This window comes from Bacteroidota bacterium (assembly GCA_039111535.1).
Classification (GTDB): Bacteria; Bacteroidota; Rhodothermia; order Rhodothermales; family JAHQVL01; genus JBCCIM01.
Genome location: JBCCIM010000131.1, coordinates 1 through 19,513 on the forward strand (window position 1 = coordinate 1; position 19,513 = coordinate 19,513).

Consider the following 19,513-nt stretch of genomic DNA (forward strand, 5'->3'; position numbering starts at 1 on the left):
ATCGGATCTTCTGCTTCTCTTGCATCGATGTCTATGGCGACAAAAGGGCGCGCCGGCGTTTCTACAAATGAAAAAGAGGTCTTTTTGTCTGCGCCGGCTCCTTCAATATCAACCAGGACAAAGCCTTTGGGGTACGACCATTCTTTAAACGATATACATTCAATACTGCCGGAGTATACCACCGGGGGTTTTTCGCCGGCATTGCGGTCCTGAAATTTATGTATGTGCCCCAGGGCGATATAATCAATTGGCGGAAGCGCGAGTTGTCCCACCGAAAACTTGGGCTCGTGGGCAATCAGGCTGGTTTGTTCAGATCCTGAAAGTTCAGCCCCATGCACCGACAAGTGTGCCGACATAACCGTAGGCAAATCGGGGTCGAGGGCTTTGGTAGCCGCCTGTACAAAGTTAACGTATTTCTCCTCGATAAAAGCCCTGATTTCGGTAGGCGACTTGCTCCGGTATTCTTCTTTGGTCAGCAGCATACTGCGGATGGGCCAGGGGAGGGCAATAAATTGCAACGGCCCGCTTTTCGTTTCGATAACCGTGAAGTCGGGACGGTGAAACAGGTGTACGTCGCCACTCAGATAAGGGTAGATGTCGAGGGCAGAGGCTTTGCCGTAGGAAATTGGGTGATCGTGATTTCCCACGATCATAACAATGGGGATGCCTCGGTCAGCAATGGGCTTGAGGCACGCAGCAAAGGCTTTTTGTTGCGTCGGGGTAGGATCCGCAGTGCGGTAAGCGTCTCCGGCAAAAAGGAACAGGTCGATGTCTTCATCAAGACCTCGTTGCACCAAAAAGTCGAAGGACCTCTTGAAGTCCATGAGCCGGGAATTTAATCCCGTCGCCGCATCAATGCGCCCGTAGGCGTTACTGCCGAAGTGGATATCGGCCGTATGCAGAATTTTCACTGTGCCAGACTAAACAGAATAGGTTTCAGTGGAGAAGCAGCACAAATTACTTGTGGTCACCACGGCTGCAGCATAGTGCCGCTAAATATCCAGGCGGGGATGCATGATTACCAATTAACTTTCCCGCCCTGGTTTCCTTGGTTACCCTCAATGTCTATGTTTGGCGCACTATAGTCAATAGGCAGCGGAAAAGATACTTTGCTGAGTTTTTCTTCATCAGCGATTTTTCGGGTAAAATCTCCAACCAGATGCAGGGCGCTATGCGCTCCCTGTCCCCACCAATCGGTGCGGAAGGTGACGCGCTGGTCGTTGAAGCCAACCCACGCACCTGTTACCAATTCAGGATGCATCAGCATGAACCAGCAATCCGCGCTATTCTGCGTGGTGCCGGTTTTGCCGGCCAGGTCGTATTCGTAGAGGCTGTATTGGGTGCGAACCCGGATGCCCGTGCCGCCGGCCTGAATCACATCCCGCAGCATATCAATGCCTTTGAGTGCGGTTTGCTCGTTCAATGCTTCTTCAGGTCGAGGTCGCGCTTCGTACAGTACGTTGCCCAGGCGGTCCTCGATACGGGTGATGACCGTCGGTTCATGCTTGATGCCCGAGTTTGCGAGGGTGCTGTAAGCTGTGGTTAGCTCCTGAAGCGTAACATTGCTGGTGCCCAGGGCAAGAGAGGGTACCTCAATAAGCGGGCTCTTGATGCCCATGCGTCGGGCGTAAAATGCCAGCGTTGGTGCGCCAATTTTCAAAACGAGCCGCGCAGTAATTGTGTTTTTAGATTGTTTGAGTCCTTCGCGCAGGGTGAGCATCAATCCGGATCCCTCTTCACCTGAGTTCTTGGCTTGCCACTCGTTGCCCTGGTCATCTTCCCAGTAGATGGAGCTGTCTGCCAGCATGTAATCAGGAGAGTACCCGTTATCAATGGCGGCAATGTAGGCAAAGGGTTTAAACGTAGAGCCGGGTTGCCGGCGTGCTTTGGCTACGTGGTCGTACCAGTCATCTTTCAGGTTGCGACCACCCACCCACGCTTTGACGTAACCACTGCGGGGATCGATGGAAATCATGCCGGCTTCGAGGCGTGTTTTGTCCGCCTTGAACTGCGCGACAAATTCTTCGTCTTTCATCAGCGAGTCGATGGCTGCGTCGCCGCCAATTTCGTTTCTCAACACCCGGAAAGCTTCTGTTTCCTGGATGTAAAGCTGCAACGTGTCCGCTTTGAGGCGCCAGTACTCGCTAAAGGGTTCAAACTCTTCCAGGTCGGTATATGCGGCCATGCCCTGGTTGTATGGAAAGCCGGCAAATCGCTTGCGACTCCATTCATAGTCAACAACTTGTTGGAGGCCATTCATCTGGCGCTCTACAACCTCGGAGGCAATTTCCTGCATCCGGGTGTCGAGGGTTGTGTGGACAATCAGGCCTTGCGAATAGATGTCGTGTCCGCTTTCTTTGCCCCATTCACCCAGCCACTGCCGTACATGCTCTGCGAAATAGGGCGCAAAGCCGGCGGTGATTTCGCTGGAACTGTATTCAGTTTCAATGGGCGTTTCAAGATTCGCTTCGAGGTATTCCCGACTCAGGTAGTTGTTTTTGACCATCTGGCCCAGTACAACATTGCGGCGCTGGCGCGAAAGGTTGGGATTTCTGATCGGGTTGTACATCGTGATCCCTTTCAGCATACCAACAAGCGTGGCGCTCTGCAGGGTGTCAAGTTCGGTTGAGCTGACGCTGAAAAACGTACGCGCAGCTGCTTCGATACCAAAAGCGTTGTTGCCAAACTCAACGGTATTCAGGTACATCTCGATGATTTCGCGCTTGGTGTATCGGCGCTCGAGCTGTACTGCCGTGAGCATTTCTTTCAGCTTTCGAGAAATGGTCTGGCGCTTGCCAATTTCTTTGTTGTACAGGTTACGGGCCAACTGCATGGTAATGGTAGAGCCGCCCTGCACATCCCCCATGACGGTTTTTGCAGCAGACACAAAGAATCGGAAAAGGTCGATGCCCCAATGGTTGTGGAAACGGTGGTCTTCCGTTGCAACCAGCGCGTTGATGACATTGGGTGAAATGTCTGCGTAGGCTACGGATGAGCGGTTCTGGTAGGCATAGCGTGCGAGTTCTTTGCCATCAGCCGTGTAAGCAACAGTTGCAAGCTGGAGGTCCGGGTTTTCGAGTTGCTGTAGTGACGGTAGTTCGTCTTCGCCAAGCGAAACCAGGAATACGACGATGGCCATAAAGCCGAGTAGTCCAAGCCCCGTAATTACAGAGAGTGCAAACGCAGCGTCTGCTTTTTTCTTGCTACCAAAGGTGCGCATGAAAAAGCCACGTATGCCACGACGGGGCGGTGGCGGAGGTGCAGCGTTGGGATCCCTGTAAAAATCGTTGGAATGCTCAACGGCATCAGATTGCCGGCGACTTGAAGGGTCGTTGAAATAACGTTTCAGTTCTTCGTCCGAATAGGACCATTCTTCAGACATAGCGTTTGCCTCACCCGGCTAAGCTTGAGAATGTGGGAAAATTGCGAAAAAGTATTGCTTAAAAGCAAGACAATCGGTTTAAGTAGAAGTTTCGGTTTGTTGCATAAAGGATGCCGTTTCCCGTAACTCCGGCTTTTTTGTCTCGTCGTTCCAATTGAATAACGAAACGGTGCCGTTTGCCATGCAACCGAAGGTTCGATGGAGCCGCCAACATCCTGTATTCAGGTAAAGGCCATCACCAAGCCGGGTCAATTCAGCATGATGACTGTGTCCCATCACCACAAGGTCGTGTTTCTGCGCGAGCAATGTGGCTGCGTGCGTGCGCAATTGCGCCACCACTTCGGTATCTATTACATCGGAGTGAATGCGTTGATTAACCCATCTGGCCAACCTGTATCCAAAATCGGATGGCAGCAACGTACGGTACAAAAAAACAGGTAGTGGATGCTGAAGCGTCTGCTTTATCAGGGTGTTGAGTGGAAATCGGGATGCAATAATATCTCCGTGGTTGAGGTAAACGTGTTTGCCCTGCAGAGGTTCGATAAAGCTATCGAACACCAGGTTTACCCCCAGCTCTTCTTTGTAATAGTCCATATGCCACGGGTCGTGGTTGCCCGTGAGGTAGGTGACGGGCCGGCCACTGTCGGTCCAGGCTGCAATCAAACCCTGGAAACGCGCAATGCCTTTGGGGACAAGATTTGGGTACTCGATATACTGGTCGTAGACATCGCCGATAAGAAACAGGTGTTCAATTTGATCTTCAAAATGACGCAAGCAATTGATTAAAGCGGCTTCATGCTTTTTTTCAGTAGCCACGTCACCGCGCCCGAAGTGCATGTCAGAGACAAAAAGAATCACAGTATTTCTTCATTATATAGCGTTGGACTTGGAACGATACTGCAGGTAGGACAGTTTCGTTTTCAGGTAGCCAATCAGGAATTGGTGTCCGTTTGGTTTTTTGCTCAGTTTGGTTTATTGCTCTGTTTGTTTTTTTTGTTCAGCAGTAGCTGTCGGAATGGCCGGTCCATGTAACCCATCATCACATGGGACGTACGATCCGAATGTGAGCGCACAAAAAGTAGCTAGATGTATTCCAATTCTATTCGGCCAGTTACAAATTTTTCAGTGTTTCCCCCGGTTCTCAAGAATCTGTTGATCATCAATGGACTCTTTTTTCTTGCACAGAATCCGGCAGACAGCCCCATTGCGATGTTTTTGCGGGAGTGGTTTGCTTTGTGGCCGATTGGCGCGCCTGATCAGATTCTTACCAGCCAGGGATTGCGTGCAACCGGTGACTTTTGGCCTTGGCAGCTGGTAACCTACGGATTTCTACACGGCGATTTTACCCATATTCTGTTTAATATGTTTGCCCTCTGGATGTTTGGTGTTCAGTTGGAGAACGCCTGGGGGTCGCGTCGTTTTGCTATTTTTTACTTTGTTTGTGTTGTCGGTGCCGGCCTGATTCAGCTCATGACATCTTACGGCATGGGATATTATACCGTAGGTGCTTCGGGTGGGGTATACGGTATTCTGCTGGCCTTTGGGATGATGTTTCCCAATAACGAAATCTTCCTGCTCTTTTTGCCTTTTCCGATAAAGGCCAAATGGTTTGTTTTGGGCCTTGGCCTCTTCGCAATCTTTGGTGGATTTACGGGGGCGGCTTCCGGTACAGCCCATTTTGCGCATCTCGGCGGCATGGTTTTTGGTTTCATTTTGATGCAATATTGGCGCGGCAAACTGCCGATAAAGCCAGAACGACGAATGCTTTTTTAACTGAAGTTGTAAAACCGGCGGATTTCGGTAAACCAAAGCCCTTTTAAGGTGTAGTAAATACGGGTTTGTGTACTTACTCCTGCATGCGGGTAAGCAAAAGCATCTGGAGCACCTTTCCTGCGTATGGCACCTGTGCGTGCACAGCATCAGAACTTTTAAAGACGATCAACTGTGAATCAGCTCAATACATGGTATAGAATGCAGCCGCCAGCCATTCGGGCGCTGTTGACTATCAATGTCGTCATCTACGTGCTTTGGTTTCTGCTTTTTCAGCATTTTGACGCCATGGAGACGTTGTTTAACCGTCACCTGGCCCTGCAAGCTGAGCCTACCACGTTTTTGTATCAACCCTGGCAGTTGATTACGTACAACTTCCTGCATTTGGGGACCGACCTTGGTGGCATCCTGCATATCACGTTCAACATGCTCTGGCTTGTATGGATTGGAAGGGACTACGAAGAATTACATGGTTCGCACCGATTGCTTGCGGTCTACATTATTGCCGGCATTGGGGGAGGGATTCTCTCTATCGTAATCGAAGGCCTGTTTCCTGGGTTTGCCGGCGGCGGTGGCGATGCTGCCGTTGTTGTTCATGGCGCTTCCGCCTCTGTGCTGGGTGTGATGATGACCATGGCCATTTTGCATCCTTATAAAAGCATTGGCCTGCTTTTCCTCGGAACGGTGAGGCTGCTTTACGTTGTGCTCGGATTTCTGGTTATTGACGCCCTGTTTATGCAAGGTACAGCCGTTGCAGCCCACTGGGGCGGCGTTTTGTTCGGTTTCCTCTTTGCAAAAGCAGAATCTTCCGGTGTTGATCTTTCCAGTTGGGCTACCTACTTCTTTAAAGGCGGAGCGCGTAAGAGTTCGGCTGGCAGCAGTAGCAGCTCAGGAGATCGTGAAGGCGGTATGCTCCGGAAAATTGAAAATTGGCTTGCCTCTAAAAATGATAGCGCTGAGCCACCACCCAAAAAACAGCCTACGCGTGAGCGTACTTGGCGACGCACTGAAGTTGACGTTGAAGTAATTGAGACGTCCAAAGAAGATGAGGTAGACCGGATTTTGGATAAAATCAGTGCAGAGGGATATGAAGCGCTTACACCAGCTGAGAAAAAAATCCTTTACGAGGCAAGTCGCAAGTAAGCTAAACGATGTAGGGTTTTTGTGCGACGATTTTTGTGGATCGCGTTTCTTGTTGTTGATGCGCTGCTTTTGTGCTTCTTTGTGGCCGGCTATCTCGGGCGATATGTCGACCCACGATCCTTTTGGTGGCCCCAACTCTTTGCCGTTGCACTCCCCACGCTAAGTATTCTGTTGCTACTGGCAACCCCCGTATTCGTAGCTGTTAAGCGGTGGGGCATGTTTGGGCTCCATCTTGCTTTTGTCGGACTCATCCTGGTTCGCTTTGCTGCCCTCGGTACTGCCCTCAATCCTCCCGTAAACACATCGCCAACATTACGCATTGCCTCCTACAACTTGGGGCACTTCGAAATTTTCTCTCAGGCAGAACAGGCCCGCAAGCTCGGCGAAGTACTTGGGTTGTTGTATCCGGATATTCTCGGCCTGCAGGAATTTCTTGTCCATTACCGGGGGCAGGAGCTTCGCATCCGTAACCTGCCCTACGTTGCAAACAAGCTGGATTCTCTCGGTTTTCAGGCTGTCGCCCGCAACCGGCACGATGTGCCTTCTACCTTCAAACCAATCTGGACACGCAAAGACAAGCTGGTTCAGCAAGCAAAGAACCGCGTTAAAATAAAAGAAAACGACTTTGAAGCGATGTCGTTTATGCGGATGGAATTTGAGTGGGCCGGCCGGGTGGGGGTTTTCTACAACGTACATATGCGCACGTTTGGCTCGAAAAAACCCTGGCTTGATGAAAATATGAGCCCCATGAGTCCGAAGTTCTGGTTGTTCTATATCCGGCAGTATCGCGAAGCGTTTCAGTATCGGGCCTGGGAGGCTGCGCGCATCAAACAATTGCTGGAAGAAGAGGAAATGCCTGTTATTCTTGCAGGTGATTTTAACAGCACGCCACACAATTGGGCCTTTAATCACCTGAAAGAGGGCTTGCAAGATGTACATGCCCATCGGGGTAACCTCTTCAGGACGTCGTACCACGTCCGTTTCCCGCTGGCGAAAATTGACCATATTCTTGTTTCTTCCGACTGGCAAGTATACAGTGCTACCATCCCACCGCTCAACTATTCCGATCATCGTCCGGTGATCGCCGAAATTGGCTGGGCAGACCCTGCAACGGCTGCTGTTGCGTTGCCTTAAAATAGAATTGTGCCGACCCGCTTTTTCGCGCAACTTGTACTGGAAAAAATGCGTTAGTACGGATGCTATCGCTCCCCACTTAGCGCACTGTTTGGGCCCACGTTTGTTAATTCCCTGTTTAGGGTTGTATTGCATGCTGGTTGTATGGCTACATTACAGGGTATGTGATGTATGCCGGCTACCTGAACCAGGCCAGCACACCCGCTTTCTCGCGTAAAACAATTATTTATAGATAAAATGGAAAGACCGCGTCGTTATTCTCGCCCCGTCCAGGTAGGTGATGTACAGGTTGGTGGTGGAGCGCCTGTGTCTGTTCAGTCGATGACTGTTTCCAAGACGCATGATGTTGAAACGTGCCTGTCGGAAATTGAAGGCCTGGCGGCTGCCGGCGCTGATATTGTACGGGTAGCCGTCCCGCGCCCTGAAGACGCTGAGGCGTTGAAAGACATCGTGCAGGGCTCAAATGTGCCTATTGTGGCAGACATCCATTTTAACTACCAGTATGCCCTGAAGGCGATTGAAGCTGGCATAGCCAAAGTGCGCATCAATCCAGGCAATATCGGTAAGCCAGAGTGGGAACGCGAGGTCTTGCTTGCTGCAAAAGATGCCGGCATCCCGATTCGTATTGGGGTAAACTCCGGCTCGCTGGAACGCGATATTCTCGATAAATATGGGTACCCGCAGCCAGAGGCGCTCTACGAAAGCGCCATGCGGCATATCGAAATCTGTACTGCAAATGGCTTTGAAGACCTCATCATCTCCGTGAAACACTCGGATGTGTTCTTCATGATCCAGGCATACAAACTCCTTGCTGAGAGAACAGATTTTCCTTTGCATCTTGGGGTCACAGAGTCGGGTACCGTGAGCTCGGGCACCATCAAAAGTTCGATTGGTATTGGCGCGCTGCTTGCTGAGGGCATCGGAGATACGATTCGCGTTTCACTTACAGCTGAATCTGTAAATGAGGTGGAAGTTGCGCATCAGATCCTGAAGTCTTTGCGTCTTGGCCGGCCAGGTGTTAACATTATTGCATGTCCAACATGCGGCCGCCTCGAAGTTGATCTCTTCAAAATTGCTGAAGACGTAGAACAGGCCGTTAAAGCAAGGAAATTCGAAAAAGACCTTAATGTAGCCTTGATGGGGTGTGCTGTTAACGGCCCTGGCGAAGCTGCTGGTGCAGACCTTGGTGTTGCCTGTGGACGCGGCCGGGCCCATCTGTTCCGCAAAGGTAAAATTATAAAAACCATTGCTGAAGACCAGATTGTGGAGTCTATTCTCGACGCTATCGAAAACTGGGAAGACGAAGAAGTGCAGGTCTAGGCGTGTCCTGAACTGTTGCATGCGCTCAGTTGCCGGCTGGTTTTTGCTTGTTGTCGGACTTACGGCGTCATGCTTAGTGGCACCACCGGTTGTCGCACAATCTGCCCAACGCATAGTGCCACCTGATGGCGCTGTGAATGATCAATTTGGTGTTTCCGTTGCCCACAGTGGCGAAACCCTTCTTGTTGGTGCAAACGCTCACGATGCAGCAGGAGAAGACGCTGGCGCTGTTTATTTCTACCAGCAGAACGGCACCAATTGGGATTTTGTCCAGAAAGTTCTTGTGTCCGAAGGCGCGCCTGCTGACGGCTTTGGTATTGCTGTGGCTGTAGATGGCGATTATGCTGTAGTTGGTGCCCTGGGCGATGATGAAAGGGCAGAAAACGCCGGCGCCGTCTTTGTTTACCTGCGCGAAAATGATAGCTGGCAGTTTTTACAAAAACTCACCGCTGATGATGCCCGTGCAAACGATGCCTTTGGGTTTTCCGTTGCGTTAACAGATCCCTATCTCATTGTTGGTGCCCGTGGCGCAGATGATAAGGGCAACAGCGCCGGCGCCGCATATATTTTCCAGCGCGCGGGTGCAACGTGGGTTCAACTCCCCAAGCTTACCGCAAATGATGGCACAAGTGGTGATTTCTTTGGGACTGCCGTAGACATCGATGCCAGGTTTGCAGTTGTTGGCGCTGAACTGGCTGAGGGGGAGGTGCTTGGGAGTGGTGCTGTCTATGTCTTTGAGAATCGCGGTCTTCTTTGGTTGCAACGTGATAGGCTCCAGGCTGCGGATGGCGCATTTCTTGATCAGTTTGGCGCAGCGGTGTCGCTTGGTGAAACCCATATCCTTGTTGGTGCCCGGGCCAATGATGCGGGGGCCGTGGACGCCGGCGCTGCCTATCTCTTTGAGGAAAGGGCAGATGCGTTTGTAGAGGCCGCAAAACTGCAAGGCGCTGATGCAACCGCCAATTCCTTTTTTGGGCATTCAGTGGCAATGCGTCGCGGAGAATCCGTGTTTGCACTCATCGGGGCCCCAGGCAATGATACGGCCGGCGCAGAAGCTGGCGCAGCTTACGTATTTGAACCCGTTGATGGTGTATGGCAACAAGCTGGTCAGCTACTGCCCGTGGACAACCAACCCGAGAGTGAAATGGGTATTGCTGTCGCAACTGCCGACGGGTATGCGCTCGCAGGAAGCTGGCGCGACGGGAGTGCTGGATTGGAGAGCGGGAGTGTCTTTGCTTTTGATTTGCGCAATGTGTTAACCAGCAATACACCCGAAACTACAACACCAAACGCACATGCAATCAGGTTACATGCCCCATATCCGAATCCGTTTTCAGAGCAGGTGATCTTGCCGGGTGTGTTGGCAACTTTTTCCGATGTTGAGGCAAAAGTGTTCGATGTGCGGGGGCGGCAGGTTGCAACACTTATGCATCGGCAAACACTTCAGCCGGGGCGCGTCGAGTTGTTGTGGGATGGGCGTGATGCCGCCGGCCGTATGCAAGCCCCCGGGGTTTATTTTCTGGTGATTATAACAGCGTCCGGCCGGCAAGTTGTGGTTGTTGCAAAATCCTCTTGATGCGCTTGCAGAAACTGCCCATCGTACCGCGCATGACAGCGCTAAAGTCGATTCTTTATCAGGATACACAGCATTTTGTGCAATTATCTGTGCCCTGCCCTTGACCTTTCTGAAAAGTATTCTTTTCTTTCTCACCTGCTAATGTAAGCGCTTTCATTTTTTGCGTGCATTTTTTTTGTTGATTCGTGTAAGCGCTTACATCGCGAGTGTGAAAAGGACCTGAAGATTTTATGGCAGCGGATACGATCACTATATACGACATTGCTGCGCAAGCAAAGGTATCGATTGCGACCGTATCGCGTGCGTTTAACAACAGCAATCGGGTTTCGCCTAAAACACGCGACCGGGTTTTTGCGGTAGCAAAGACCCTGGGGTACCACCCAAATGCGCTCGCCCGCAACCTCGCGCGTCAGCAATCCAACCTGGTCTCTGCCGTGATTCCGATGATGACCAGCTACTTCTATCTGGAAGTATTGCAGGGTGTGCAGACCCGGATTGCTAAAACTGAATACGACTTGCTGGTGTACTCGGCCCCTGAATTGGAAGATGTAGAGGGGTTGTTGCAAAGCGCGTTGACGCGTGGGAAATCTGAAGGGGTATTGTTGTTCTCCAGTCCGATGGATTCGGGCCGGGTAGAGATGCTTAAATCTCGCGAACAGCCCGTCGTCCTTGTTGACCAGAACCACCCTGATTTTGATTCGGTCTCTATCGACAATGAGGAGGGCGGGTTTTGGGCAACGGAGCATTTATTGTCGCAAGGCTACAAGCGGTTAGCCATGATTATGGCAAACAGGGTTTCTGTGCCGGCGATGAAGCGAGCAGAAGGTTTTAGAATTGCTCACCAGAAAGCCGGAATGGCGGTGGATGAACAACTTGTTGTTGAAAATGACGACCCCGCCTTCCATGGCTACACCGAAGAAGCAGGGTACAAAGCCATGGGGAGTCTGCTTGAACACCACACGCCACCAGATGCGGTATTTGCTACTTCTGACATTCAGGCGCTTGGTGCCAAGCGCGCCATTGAAGACGCCGGCCTTGTTGTGGGGCGCGACATTGGGCTGATCGGGTTTGACGACATAATGATCAGCCGCTATGTCGGACTTTCGACGCTGCGTCAACCCATGTTCGACATGGGAGCAAAAGCCGCCGAACTGCTCCTGCAAAGATTTGCAGAGCCAACTGCGCCTGTTACGCAAACTGTTTTTTCGCCTGAGCTCGTCGAGCGATGCTCGAGTAGAAAATGTTGATGCTGAATAAACCTGCCATGTTAAAGCAGATCTACATAAAGCCAACCACAGGATTAGGCACCATGATGGTGTTCGCCATTTTGTTGGCTGGCTGCACGCAGGCGTATTCAGAGCAGTCAAGCGCCGTGCTGGCTGAAGTAGGCGGTGAGCAGATTTTTACGGAAGAGTTTCGCGAAGCCTACGTGGATTATCTGTTTAAAACGGGGCTGCAGGATGAGCAGGCAAATCGAACCCGTGTACTCAATAGCCTGATTGATACGTACTTGCTGGCCGCTGATGCGCGAAAAGGTGGTATTGAGGAGACAGAGGCTTTTCAGGCCGCCCATGCCCGTCATCAAACCAAGTTTTTGATTGAAGCTTTTGTACAGCAGGCGCTTTTCGACACGTTGCAAATTGCAGAAGTTGAGCTGGAAGACATGTTTGTACGCGCGAACACCGTAATTACAGCGCGTCATCTCTACGCGCGCACCAAAGCGGAAGCGAACAATCTTTATCGACAACTTCAAGAGGGGGCCTCGTTTGACACGCTGGCGCCGACCGTTTTTGCGGATACAGCGCTTGCTAACAATGGCGGACTCATCGGTGAGTTTACACTCGATGACATGGATCTGCCGTTTGAAGAGGCTGCGTTTGCGCTGGAAGTTGGTGAAGTTTCTCAGCCCGTCAAAACGACAACTGGCTACTCAATCATCAAGGTGGAAGATCGGTTTGTCAAACCGCTCATTACGACGTACGAATTTGCTGAGCGCCGCGATCGCATCGAGCATTTTGTATCCTACCGCAAGAAAATAGCAGCCCGCCAGCGTTATGCAGCTTCGGTTGTCGTGGCGCTGACTCCTGCATATGACGAGGCCGTTGTTGCGCAATTGCTGGGTCAGATAACAGGCGCCGGCCCTGTACTGGATGGTGAAGCTGGTGATGCCTGGTTGTCACAAACTTTGCTCACCTATACGGCAGATGGCCAGCAGCAAACCATGGATGTCGTCACCTTTCGTGCAATGGCTGCAGCCACGAGCGACGCACAACGGGCTGCAGTGCAAGATGTTGATTCTTTTAAGCAATTTGTGGAAGGCCTCCTTGTACGAGATGTTATGTTGCGCGAAGCGCGAAAGATGAATCTGGAGGCCCTGCCTGTGTACAAATCTGCGCTGGCGCAGGCGGACAGGGGATGGGTACGTGACTATGAAGCTTCTCGCCTCCTTGCCGAGGTGCCAATTTCCGAAGCACAAATTCAGGCTTATTATAGCGCCAACAGCGAAATACTGGTCCATCCGCCCGCAATCCGAGTGTGGGAAATCCTGGTTGACAGAAAGGCAACGGCAGACAGCTTGTTACAGTTGTTTAGCCTGACGCCTTTTACCCAATTGGCGGCTCGTCATTCTTTACGCCCCGGTGCTGATGCAGCTGGCGGTGATCTCGGCTATCTCGCTGAAAACCAAATGGGCGAAATGGGTCCTGCAATCTATGCGGCGAAGTCAGGTGATGTGCTGGGGCCATTGGAGATACGAGGATATTATGTATTGCTGAAAGTGGGCGACCGGGTGCCGGCGCGTCCGATGACATTGCAGGAGGCAACACCAACTATCGTTGGCTCCCTCCGGAAAGCAGATGGCAAGCGCCATTTGCAAGAACATATTAAAGCACTCAGGGCACAGCAATCGATCGTCATCGATGAAGCATTGCTGGCAGCACTTTCATTAAAGAAAGACACATGATCAAAGGAAGAAAGGCTTTTTATGGCTTGATTGCCTGCATCTGTCTGTTCAGCTTGCCTTCATTGGCGCTGGCGCAGACGGGTAAAATTGCTGGCAAAGTGACTGACGCTGCGACGGGCGAGCCGCTACCAGGTGTAAACGTGGTGGTTGAAGGCTCAACACGGGGCGCAACAACCGACGTGAACGGCGAATATGTGATGATCGGGATTAGACCCGGTGTTTATACGCTCGTGGCCTCCTTTGTTGGCTTTGCAACTGAGCGCCGCGAGGGGGCATCAGTAAATGTAGACCTGACGACACGCGCAAATTTTGCCCTTCGGGAAGAGGTACTTGAAGGAGAAGAGATTGTGGTCACCGCGGATGCCGTTGCAGTTAGAAAAGACCTCACCAGCTCCGAGGCCCGGGTGACTGCTGAAACCATTGATCAGTTGCCAGTCACCGAACTCGGACAAATCTTGGAGGTCCAGGCCGGCATCACCAACCGGAATGGGCTGCACATTCGCGGCGGGCGCAGCAGCGAAGTGCTGTTTATGGTTGATGGCGTACCCATTTCAGATAGCTTTGATGGTTCTCAATCTATTCAGCTTGAAAACGACGGCATCCAGGAATTGCAGGTGATTTCGGGTACATTCAACGCAGAGTTTGGTAATGCCATGTCGGGCGTGATCAACGTGGTTACAAAAGAGGGTAAAGCAGATCGGTTTTCTGGCTCTGTTGAGGCTTTCTCAGGCGCATATGTTGTTTCCGAAGGAGAAGGCCGTTCATTTCTTCGCGGGACCGAAGTTGAGGCTTTGCAGGATCCCGTTACCGGTGTGCAGTATCGCGATGTTGATCCATACTCTTTCCTGCCGTTTGAGCCCATGCAGTTTCAGAACCTGAAGGTCTCGCTGGATGGCCCTATTTTATCTGATCGCGTAACGTTCTTCCTTTTGGGCCGCTATTTCAGCAACGATGGCTGGCTCTACGGTGCACGCAATTTCAATCCGGATGGTACTGCCGGCGATGGCGAAATTGTACCGATGAACTCCTCTGAGAAATTCAGCTGGCAAGGTAATCTGAAATTCAAACTGAGCCGCAACATCACGCTCAACCTGATTGGATTGGGTTCGATCAGCACGTCAAATGACCTGGGGGTTGGAAACGGGCGCTACCTGCCTTTTCGCTGGAATCCGGACGGCATTCCTACGTACCAGGATGATGGGTATGATGCAAAAATCAAAATGACCCATCTCTTAAGCGAGAAAACTTTTTACACGCTAAACCTGGCGACGTTTTCGCGTAAGGCGCATTCCGAGTTGTTTGATCAAGCAAACGATGCGCGCTACAATGGCTTTTTGCTCACGCCGCCAGATTCTGTTGAAACCGGTGGTGGGCGCTTTTTACGGGGTGGGACGGACCTGAGCCGGTTTGAGCGCTCTACGCGTTCTTACATGGTGAAATTTGATATTTCCAGCCAGATTGGTCGCTACCACCTCGTCAAAGGGGGCTTTCTTGCGCGCCTGGATTTGCTTGACTTTACCGCGTTCAGCTTGATTCCCGCTGTGGATGAAAATGGAGTGGCGGTTTCGCCTTTCCAGCCGGCAATACCCGCCGCAACGTCTTCCGATTTCAATTCATTCGAAGATGTGGAGCCATTCACAATTAGCGCGTACGTGCAAGACAAAATTGAGTTTGAAAGCTTTATTGTAAATGCCGGCATCCGGGCAGACTATTTCGATTCCCGCGGACAGCTGCCGGCTGATCCAAGTGATCCGAATATTTTCAACCCGCTCAAAAAGACCAACCGATTCAGGGATACTAATGGCGATGGCCTCATCACAGAAGACGAGGAGACATCAGACAACGCCCTGACCGTGCAAGATCGCGAAGCCTACTGGTACAGAGATGCTTCTGCGAAACTCCAGATTTCACCACGGCTCGGCATTGCCTACCCGATCACGGAAGAAGGGGTGATCCACTTCTCATACGGCCTCTTTTTCCAGATCCCAACACTCGACAACCTGTTCCTGGGCTCCAATTACAAGCTTTCCTCGCTGAGTGGCTTTTACGGTCCTTTTGGAAATCCCAATCTCGATGCACAGAAAACCACGATGTACGAACTGGGCTTCAAGCAGGGTTTTGGTGGTGGCCAGTACGTGATTGATGTAACCGGGTATTACCGGGATGTGCGCAGCTGGGTGTCAACTTCAACCCTGATTGAGTCAGCCCTGCCCGGTGTAAACTATGTCATATATACAAACCGTGACTACGCCAATACGCGTGGGGTAACCCTGACGCTGTCTCGCCCTTATCGCGATATGTTTGGTTTCGATTTGAGCTATACCTACCAAATTGTGGAAGGGTCGAATTCGGATCCTGCGCAGGAATTTTTTGCGCTACAGGGCAACAGCCAACCAACACTGGCGCTGCTACCGCTAAACTGGGACCAGCGTCACAAGGTAGCCGGCGCCGTTTACGGTGGCTATAAAGGGTTTGGCGCTTCGCTTCGATTCAGGCTTGAGTCTGGTTTCCCTTACACGCCATCGTTTCCTTCCGCGGCAGTGGTCGGCAACGATGTGCAGCCCGAATTTGCACAGAACTCGCGCCGTATTCCGCCGGCCTACGAGTTTGATCTCAGTTTGAGCAAAACGTTTGAACTGGGTCGCATCAAGCCGCGCTTGTATGTCGAAGTCTTCAATTTGCTGGATACGCGCAATGTGAACAGTGTATTCAGCGACACAGGGCAACCTGACCTCACCCAGGAGCAATTCCGCCAGGGTTCTGTGGACCCAGGATTCTGGATTCGCCCCGATTTCTACCGCGAACCGCGGCGTGTGCAGGTTGGACTTGATTTTAGATTTTAAAGATTGATGATAAAGATGAGGATATCCCCGGGTGCTTCCAGATACCATGTACATGGTGTCGCACAGCAATCTAGGCTTAACAAAGGATACGCCGGCCGTACCCTGTCACGCATGTTATTGCTGTGGCTTGGCATTGTTGGTTTGGTATCTACTGCGCAGGCGCAGGGTGTTATTGATCGGAACCATGTGCCCAGCACGGAGCGCGTTGACCAGTTTGAGCGGCGAGGTGATGTTATTGACGGCAATAACATCCGAACTACCATTGCGAATTGGGCACAGACAGCCAACTCTGGCTCAGCCGGCGACTTTAACTATGAGTGGCCCAAAAATACCAACCGCATCTACATCGCACTTTCGCAGTTGTGGGTGGGTGCTGAAGTGCAAAATGAAGATGGCGAAGACTTGTGGATTGTAGATGTTGCTGACTTTCGCCGCAATCCTGTTGATGAAAACCAATCCTGGACATTCGAGCCGATCAAAGGCTATGTAAACCCGGCTGGCCGTGAGTTTGGGATTGCGCAGTCGGATGAGCCAGATTCATGGCCGGCAACGTGGCCCGATAAATTCACCGATACGGATGATCCAGGCTGGCCAGGTTCGTGGAACGGCTTCTTTGGCAAAAACATCTTCAATGCAGATCAGGAGTTTTTCTATAAAGTTGGAGATGACCAGTACAACCGTTATCCGAAGTATTTCCCCGATGATACAGACCTGACAAGAAAAGGCCTCGGACTTGTAACTGAAGTGCGTACGATGGCCTGGAGCCAGATTCTTATTGACGATGTCATTTTTCTCCTGCATGCTGTTAAAAACGATGGCACTAAAAATCTCGATCGCGTAGGGTTTAGCCTCTGGCTGGCAGATATTGTTGGGGGAGATGCCTCAGATGATATCCCGTTTTTTGATATTCTCGAGGACGTCGCTTTTATGACCGATGCTGACGGCATTGGTACAGAGCCTTTTGGGACCGATCCGGTGGGTGTTGCTGCGTTTGCTTTTCTTGAAACCCCGGGCAATGCCACAGACCGCATCGACAACGACGCTGATGGTACCACGGCAGATGACTGTTCGCCCGCAGTCGGAGAGTGTAACAGCCCGATTGTTGATCCTCTTTTTCTTACCGGTGAAAATCCGAATAATGGAATTGATGACAACAACAATGGCCTGATCGATGAGAATACCACCCACATCCCATTTTCCGGTGAACAGTCGCAGAGCCCAGGTGTAGGGTATGCCGACTTCATCGATAATGACGGCGATGGTGAACAAGGGGGGCCTGTTGTGACGCCTGAGATGGTTTCACAAGCCGGCGCTGATGCCTTTTTACGCTGGCCCCCAAATCCGGCAGCCGGCCAAACGCATTTGCTTGGTGTTGATGAAGCAGACTTGGGGCTGTCGTTTCGAGATGGTATCGATAACGACGATTCTCATCTGAATCCCACCATCAATTTCCCCTACCTGAGTGAGCCAGGATCACCTACGGTAACCCAGGAAATGATAGATGCAGCTGCAACAGACCCATACCGGCGGTACAACGTCCCCGGTACGTCGATTGTCTTATATGATGTGGGGCCAAACGACCTGGGCAAAGCGTACGCAGATGGACTGGATAACGATGGTGACGGCGCGATTGATGATGGCATCGACGAAGGTATCGATGAAATGATCGATGAAAGCCGGTCCGATGGTATTGACAACGATGGCGACTGGAATCCGCTGCAAAACGATACAGGGCTGGATGGTGTAGCCTTTAGCAATGATCCTGGCGATGGTGACGGCATGCCAACAACCGGCGCTGGCACGGGCTTTCCTGGTGAACGCAATATCGATATCACCGATGTATCTGAATCTGACCAAATTGGTATCACCAACGTCCAGATTATCCCGGCATTTTCGCTGAACTTCAACGCACAGCAGGACCGCTTTCTGTACTTCACGTTCATGACACCGGGGGATCTCGATATCGATATTCCAGAACCGGGCGAAAATGATCTTGTGGTTACCAGTAGTCTCTTTCCGCTCGCCGCCGGCCAAACGGAGCGCATCTCTGTGTCGGTGCAGTTGGGGCTAGATCAGGATCAGGTGCTCGATTCTCGCGACAACGCACTCCAGGCGTACCTGGAAGATTATCAGTTTGCGCAGGCACCCATCACGCCTGAAGTCACTGCGGTACCCGGCGATGGCAAGGTGACCCTTTACTGGGACAGCGATGCTGAAGAATCGTTCGACTCCTTCCTGGATGGTCTTGGTCTGAACGGACGCGATTTTGAAGGCTACCGCATCTACCGGTCAACGGATCCGGCATTCCTCGACGCAACAGTAATCACGGATGGGTTTGGTAACCGTTTGCTCCGTAAGCCAATTGCGCAATTCGACAAAATCAATGAGTTCGAAGGCTTTCACCCCATTGATGTCAATGGCGTGAAGTTTTACCTCGGTGACAATCGGCAGTCTGGGAATGAAGATGCCAGCGGCCTGACCCACTCTTTTGTGGATGAGGATGTTACCAACGGCATTACCTATTTCTATGCTGTGACCGCATACGACTTTGGTGCTACGGAAGAAACGATTCCGCCAACAGAGACGCCCGTGCGTATCCGCCGATTACCTGATGGCACCATCGAAACGGGACGCAATGTTGTGAAAGTTGTGCCCTCCGCGCCGGCTGCTGGATTTACCGACGCAGATGTACTGGATTTACAGCTGACGCAAGGATTTACATCCAGCCGCATCGGCTATGAAATTCTGGATCCCCGTGCGGTGAAGCCGGGACAAAACTACCAGATTACATTTGAGGATACGCTAATTGCCGGCGGCGGCATCGCACCGGATACGCTGACTACAAAAACGTTTACCCTTACGGATGTTACAGACAACCGGGTATTACTGGATCGGTCTACGTCGTTTGGTGAAGGCAATGAGTTTCCAATCTTTAGCGACGATGGCGAGCCGCTTGGCTTCAAGTTGTCCTTCTTCCTGGAGCCGTTTATTGTATTGAACAGTTCGTCAACAGCCTGGACCCGGTCCGAAGTCTTTCCGATTGCAATGGATCCGTATCTGGCCGCCGGCTTCATCACCGGATTAAGAAATCCTGCTGATTACCGCGTTGAAATTGTTGGCGAAGGAGAAGGTATGTCAACCGAGTTGCAGGTGCGCCGGCGCACAACATTGCCTGCGCGGCCAACAAATGTACGGGTCTTCAACGTCTCTACCGGACAAGAAGTGAAGTACGCCTTTTGGGATCTAACGGGTACCGACTTCCAGGGGGCAACGGCTACGACGCCGCATTGCTGCGACTTCCGACGGTGCGCTGAGGGGACTCGGAACCAGTAGCGCGAAGTTCGCGACACCATCCTCTTTTGAGTCGATCCCGTAGAACAGAA

Annotated in this window: 12 protein-coding genes; 9 read left to right on the plus strand and 3 right to left on the minus strand. The window is 51.6% G+C overall.

Annotated elements, in window-relative coordinates; translation table 11 throughout:
* The 3 genes from AAF564_18025 to AAF564_18035 all read right to left on the minus strand — a co-directional run.
* Positions 1–911 (minus strand): exonuclease SbcCD subunit D (locus tag AAF564_18025; GenBank protein ID MEM8487455.1); only part of this gene is annotated, 911 nt, incomplete at its 3' end.
* 107 nt (positions 912–1,018) lie between these two features.
* Positions 1,019–3,382 (minus strand): transglycosylase domain-containing protein, encoded by a 2,364-nt coding sequence (locus AAF564_18030; protein ID MEM8487456.1) that lies wholly within the window; start codon positions 3,380–3,382, stop codon positions 1,019–1,021.
* 78 nt (positions 3,383–3,460) lie between these two features.
* A complete protein-coding gene (locus tag AAF564_18035) occupies positions 3,461–4,240 on the minus strand; it encodes a UDP-2,3-diacylglucosamine diphosphatase (GenBank protein MEM8487457.1) in 780 nt (259 codons plus the stop codon).
* Positions 4,241–4,468: 228 nt separating this feature from the next.
* Here AAF564_18035 and AAF564_18040 point away from each other — a divergent pair, with 228 nt between their 5' ends.
* The 9 genes from AAF564_18040 (at position 4,469) to AAF564_18080 (ending at position 19,463) form a co-directional block, all read left to right on the plus strand.
* Positions 4,469–5,155 carry a rhomboid family intramembrane serine protease gene (locus tag AAF564_18040; GenBank protein MEM8487458.1) on the plus strand — a complete coding sequence of 229 codons (687 nt, stop codon included), beginning with the start codon at positions 4,469–4,471 and terminating at the stop codon, positions 5,153–5,155.
* A 171-nt stretch (positions 5,156–5,326) separates the two neighbouring features.
* The gene (locus AAF564_18045; protein ID MEM8487459.1) at positions 5,327–6,295 is read left to right on the plus strand and encodes a rhomboid family intramembrane serine protease; all 969 of its coding nucleotides are present in this window, start codon (positions 5,327–5,329) and stop codon (positions 6,293–6,295) included.
* A 21-nt stretch (positions 6,296–6,316) separates the two neighbouring features.
* Positions 6,317–7,429 (plus strand): endonuclease/exonuclease/phosphatase family protein, encoded by a 1,113-nt coding sequence (locus AAF564_18050; protein MEM8487460.1) that lies wholly within the window; start codon positions 6,317–6,319, stop codon positions 7,427–7,429.
* Between the two features lie 237 nt (positions 7,430–7,666).
* On the plus strand, positions 7,667–8,749 hold the full coding sequence (ispG, locus tag AAF564_18055; protein ID MEM8487461.1) for a flavodoxin-dependent (E)-4-hydroxy-3-methylbut-2-enyl-diphosphate synthase: 1,083 nt from the start codon (positions 7,667–7,669) through the stop codon (positions 8,747–8,749).
* Between the two features lie 19 nt (positions 8,750–8,768).
* The gene (locus tag AAF564_18060; protein ID MEM8487462.1) at positions 8,769–10,325 is read left to right on the plus strand and encodes a hypothetical protein; all 1,557 of its coding nucleotides are present in this window, start codon (positions 8,769–8,771) and stop codon (positions 10,323–10,325) included.
* 230 nt (positions 10,326–10,555) lie between these two features.
* Positions 10,556–11,572: a LacI family DNA-binding transcriptional regulator gene (locus AAF564_18065; GenBank protein MEM8487463.1), complete on the plus strand. Its 1,017-nt coding sequence runs from the start codon at positions 10,556–10,558 to the stop codon at positions 11,570–11,572.
* The gene (locus AAF564_18070; GenBank protein ID MEM8487464.1) at positions 11,572–13,287 is read left to right on the plus strand and encodes a peptidylprolyl isomerase; all 1,716 of its coding nucleotides are present in this window, start codon (positions 11,572–11,574) and stop codon (positions 13,285–13,287) included. Before AAF564_18065 ends, AAF564_18070 begins: the two co-directional genes overlap by 1 nt.
* Entirely contained in the window at positions 13,284–16,130 is a 2,847-nt protein-coding gene (locus tag AAF564_18075) for a TonB-dependent receptor (GenBank protein MEM8487465.1), read from the plus strand. The genes AAF564_18070 and AAF564_18075 overlap by 4 nt, the downstream gene beginning before the upstream one ends.
* A 15-nt stretch (positions 16,131–16,145) precedes the next feature.
* Positions 16,146–19,463 carry a hypothetical protein gene (locus AAF564_18080; protein ID MEM8487466.1) on the plus strand — a complete coding sequence of 1,106 codons (3,318 nt, stop codon included), beginning with the start codon at positions 16,146–16,148 and terminating at the stop codon, positions 19,461–19,463.
* The last annotated feature ends 50 nt before the right edge of the window (positions 19,464–19,513 follow it).